Below are 3,693 nucleotides of genomic sequence, written 5' to 3'. Positions count from 1 at the left end.
GTATATATATTCTATAAACATAATAAATATTGGGGAAAGCCGGCGCGACCGGAGCGATCAACGACACGGCCTGAATGGGAGACAGTTCATGGCACAAGCAGAAACCGACGCAATCAAGTTTGCCTACTGGGTGCCGAATGTTTCGGGCGGCCTGGTAATCTCCAACATCGAGCAGCGCACCAGCCATTCGGCCGAGTACAACCGCAAGCTGGCGCAGATCGCCGAGAAGTCCGGCTTCGACTATGCGCTCAGCCAGATCCGTTTCACCGCCGGCTACGGTGCTGACGAGCAGCATGAATCGGTGGTGTTCAGCCATGACCTGCTGGCCGCGACCACCACGCTCAAGGTCATCGCCGCGATCCTGCCCGGACCGTGGAACCCGGCGCTTGCGGCCAAGCAGATCGCCACCATCAGCTATTTGACCAACGGCCGTGTTGCGGTCAACCTCGTCTCCGGCTGGTTCCGTGGCGAGTTCCATGCCATCGGCGAGCATTGGCTCGACCATGACGAGCGCTATCGCCGCTCGGAGGAGTTCATCCGTGCGCTGCGCGGAATATGGACTGAAGACAGCTTCACCTTCCGCGGCGATTTCTATCGCTTCAACGAATATTCACTGAAGCCGAAGCCGCCGCAGCCGCTGCCCGAAATCTTCCAGGGTGGTTCATCGCGCGCCGCACGCGACATGGCATCGCGGGTTTCGGACTGGTACTTCACCAACGGCAACACGCCGGCCGAGATCGCCAAGCAGGTCGACGACCTCAGGGCCAAGGCGAAGGCCAACAACCATTCCGTCAAGGTCGGCGTCAACGCTTTCGCGGTCGTCCGCGAGACCGAGGACGAGGCCAGGGCGGTGCTCGCCGAAATCATCGCCAAAGCCAATCCCGAGGCGGTCAACGCCTTTGGCCATGAGGTCAAGAATGCCGGCAAGGCTTCGCCGGAGGGCGAAGGCAATTGGGCGAAATCGTCCTTCGACGATCTGGTCCAGTACAATGACGGCTTCCGCTCGAACCTGATCGGCACGCCCCGGCAAGTCGCCGAACGCATCGTTGACCTGAAGCGCGCCGGCGCCGATCTCATCCTGCTCGGCTTCCTGCACTTCCAGGAAGAGGTCGAGTATTTCGGGAAGCATGTCATCCCGCTCGTCCGCGAACTGGAAAACGCCGAGGCGGCAGCGTCGCTGGCGGCTGAGTAGTCACCCCACAGGCTGGCCGGATAGGCTCCGGCCGGCACACGCATGAAAGCTACCGGCGCGCTCGAGCCGTCGAGCAGCAATGAGGATTTGCGCGCCTAATCGAGGACGATTGGAATGCCGTTGCCCAGTTATACACTCGGAGTGATGGAGGCTTCCGCCTATGCGCCGGAGGTCTTTGCGCGCGGCCTGCCGTCAACCCCGCGGGAGCAGCAGCAGTCCGAAGACAATAGCGGGCCGATCGGCTCCGTTGCCGGCGTCGCCTCTCCGCTGCTTTCGCTCCAGGGCATCGGCCTGTCGTTCGGCGGCGTCGTGGCACTGGCCGATCTCGACCTGTCGGTCCGCCCCGGCGAGATCCGCGCCATCATCGGCCCGAACGGCGCCGGCAAGAGCTCGCTGATCAACGTCATCAGCGGTGTCTACCGGCCGGATCGCGGCCATGTCCAGCTCGACGGCGTCGTCTATGCCCAGGTGCCAACGCAGCGGCTGGCGCAGCTCGGCGTCGCCAGGACATTCCAGAACCTCGCACTGTTCAAGGGCCTCAGCGTCCTCGACAATGTCGCTTCCGGCCTCGCATACAAGGTCCGCTCCAACTTTGCCGGCCAGGTGCTCGGCATCGGCCGCTCGCGCGGCGAGCAGCGCGACTCCCTGAGCCGCGCCGAACAGATCCTCGAATTCCTCGACCTCACCGCTGTTCGCGATCGCCTTGCCGGCACGCTGCCTTACGGGCTGCAGAAGCGGGTCGAACTGGCCCGTGCACTGGTCGCTGAGCCGCGCCTTCTTTTGCTCGACGAGCCGATGGCCGGCATGACCGCGGGCGAGAAGAGCGAGATGGCGACCTTCGTCCGCGCCGCGCGCGACCGCTTCGCCACCACTGTGGTGCTGATTGAGCACGATGTCGGTGTCGTCATGGGCCTGTCTGATCGCATTGCCGTTCTCGACTACGGCCGCAAGATTGCCGACGCCACGCCCGACGAAGTCAGGAACGACCAGCGCGTCATCGATGCCTATCTCGGCGTCGCCTCGGACAATGAGGACGGGGCAGGCATATGATCGCCGATTTCGACTACCAGTTCTTCATCGAAGTGCTCGTCGGCGGCCTGCTTTCCGGCGTCATGTATTCGCTGGTCGCGATCGGCTTCGTGCTGATCTACAAGACCTCTGGCGTGCTCAATTTTGCGCAGGGCGCGATGTTGCTGTTTGCGGCGCTGACCTTCGTCAGCCTTGTCGAGCGCGGCATTCCGTTCGCGCTGGCGCTGGTGATCACCTTCGCCATCATGGTGGCGATGGGCATCGCCATCGAGCGCACGGTGCTGCGGCCACTGACCAACAAGCCGCCGATCACGCTGTTCATGGCGACGCTCGGCCTGTCCTACATCATCGAGGGTGCAGCCCAGCTGATCTGGGGCACGCAGGTCCATGGTCTTGATCTCGGCATCGAGGACGTGCCGCTGGAAATCAGCGGCGTGCTGATCAGCCAGTTCGATATCTTCGCCGCCGTGGTTGCCGCCGGCATGGTTCTCCTGCTGTCGCTGTTCTTCCGCTACACCCGCATCGGCCTCAGCTTCCGCGCCGTCGCCGACGACCAGTTCGCTGCCCTCGCGGTCGGCCTCAGGCTGCCCTTGATCTGGGCGACCGTCTGGGCCGCCGCCGGCCTCGTCGCGCTGGTGGCCGGACTGCTCTGGGGCGCACGCCTCGGCGTCCAGTTCTCGCTGTCGCTGGTGGTGCTGAAGGCGCTGCCGGTGCTGGTGCTCGGCGGCTTCGACTCCATCCTCGGCGCCATCGTCGGCGGGCTGTTGATCGGCGCCAGCGAGAAGCTCGCCGAGGTCTATATCGGCGACTATTTCGGCGGCGGCATAGAGAGCTGGTTCGCTTATGTCGTCGCGCTCGTCTTCCTGCTGATCCGCCCTTCCGGCCTGTTCGGCCAGAAGCTCGTCGAGAGGATCTGAGCGATGACCGCTATAACAAGCGATTTCTCCAACGCGCCGGTGCTGCCGAAATGGGTCGCACCGGTCCTGCTGCTCGCCTTCGCCTATGGCGTCGTGCCGCTGATCGGCTCGAGCTATCTGTTCGAGGCCATCTTGCTGCCGTTCCTGGCGCTCAGCCTCGCCGGCGTGGGCTTGAACATCCTCACTGGCTATGCCGGCCAGGTGTCGCTGGGCAGTGCTGCCTTCATGGCGGCGGGCGCCTTCGCCGCCTATAATTTCAATCTGAGGATCGAAGGCCTGCCGCTGATCGGCAGCATCTTCCTGGCCGGCACCGTCGCGGCCGCGATCGGCATCGTCTTCGGCCTTCCCAGCCTGCGGCTGAAAGGCTTCTATCTCGCGGTTTCGACCCTTGCCGCGCAGTTCTTCGTGCAATGGGCGCTGACCAAGTTCAGCTGGTTCTCCAACAACTCGGCATCCGGCGTCATCGACGCGCCGAGACTGTCGATTTCAGGCTTCGCGCTCGACGGCGCCATCGGCCGCTATTTCTTCGCTCTGACCATCGTCACTGTGCTGACC

The 3,693-nt window shown here is 63.7% G+C and carries 3 protein-coding genes and 1 pseudogene; all 4 read left to right on the top strand.

The window, feature by feature from the left end; all coding sequences use genetic code 11:
- Positions 1–88 precede the first annotated feature (88 nt).
- Positions 89–1,192 carry a dimethylsulfone monooxygenase SfnG gene (gene sfnG, locus EN993_RS32840; protein ID WP_127265932.1) on the top strand — a complete coding sequence of 368 codons (1,104 nt, stop codon included), beginning with the start codon at positions 89–91 and terminating at the stop codon, positions 1,190–1,192.
- 114 nt (positions 1,193–1,306) lie between these two features.
- On the top strand, positions 1,307–2,242 hold the full coding sequence (locus EN993_RS32835) for an ABC transporter ATP-binding protein (RefSeq protein WP_127265930.1): 936 nt from the start codon (positions 1,307–1,309) through the stop codon (positions 2,240–2,242).
- Positions 2,239–3,138 (top strand): branched-chain amino acid ABC transporter permease, encoded by a 900-nt coding sequence (locus EN993_RS32830; protein ID WP_127265928.1) that lies wholly within the window; start codon positions 2,239–2,241, stop codon positions 3,136–3,138. The genes EN993_RS32835 and EN993_RS32830 overlap by 4 nt, the downstream gene beginning before the upstream one ends.
- 3 nt (positions 3,139–3,141) lie before the next feature.
- Positions 3,142–3,693 (top strand): annotated as a pseudogene (locus EN993_RS32825) (branched-chain amino acid ABC transporter permease); the annotation flags it as partial.

It is taken from the genome of Mesorhizobium sp. M7D.F.Ca.US.004.01.2.1, from assembly GCF_003997785.1.
In the GTDB taxonomy this organism is placed as follows: Bacteria; Pseudomonadota; Alphaproteobacteria; order Rhizobiales; family Rhizobiaceae; genus Mesorhizobium; species Mesorhizobium loti.
The sequence above is the reverse complement of the archived record's forward strand: the minus strand, read 5'-3'. Positions and strand labels throughout refer to the sequence as shown.

Excerpts from the sequence above, each read along its gene's own strand:
- EN993_RS32835 (WP_127265930.1), top strand. The coding sequence starts at position 1,307 with ATGCCGTTGCCCAGTTATACACTCGGAGTGATGGAGGCTTCCGCCTAT.
- EN993_RS32830 (WP_127265928.1), top strand. The coding sequence starts at position 2,239 with ATGATCGCCGATTTCGACTACCAGTTCTTCATCGAAGTGCTCGTCGGC.
- sfnG (WP_127265932.1), top strand. The coding sequence starts at position 89 with ATGGCACAAGCAGAAACCGACGCAATCAAGTTTGCCTACTGGGTGCCG.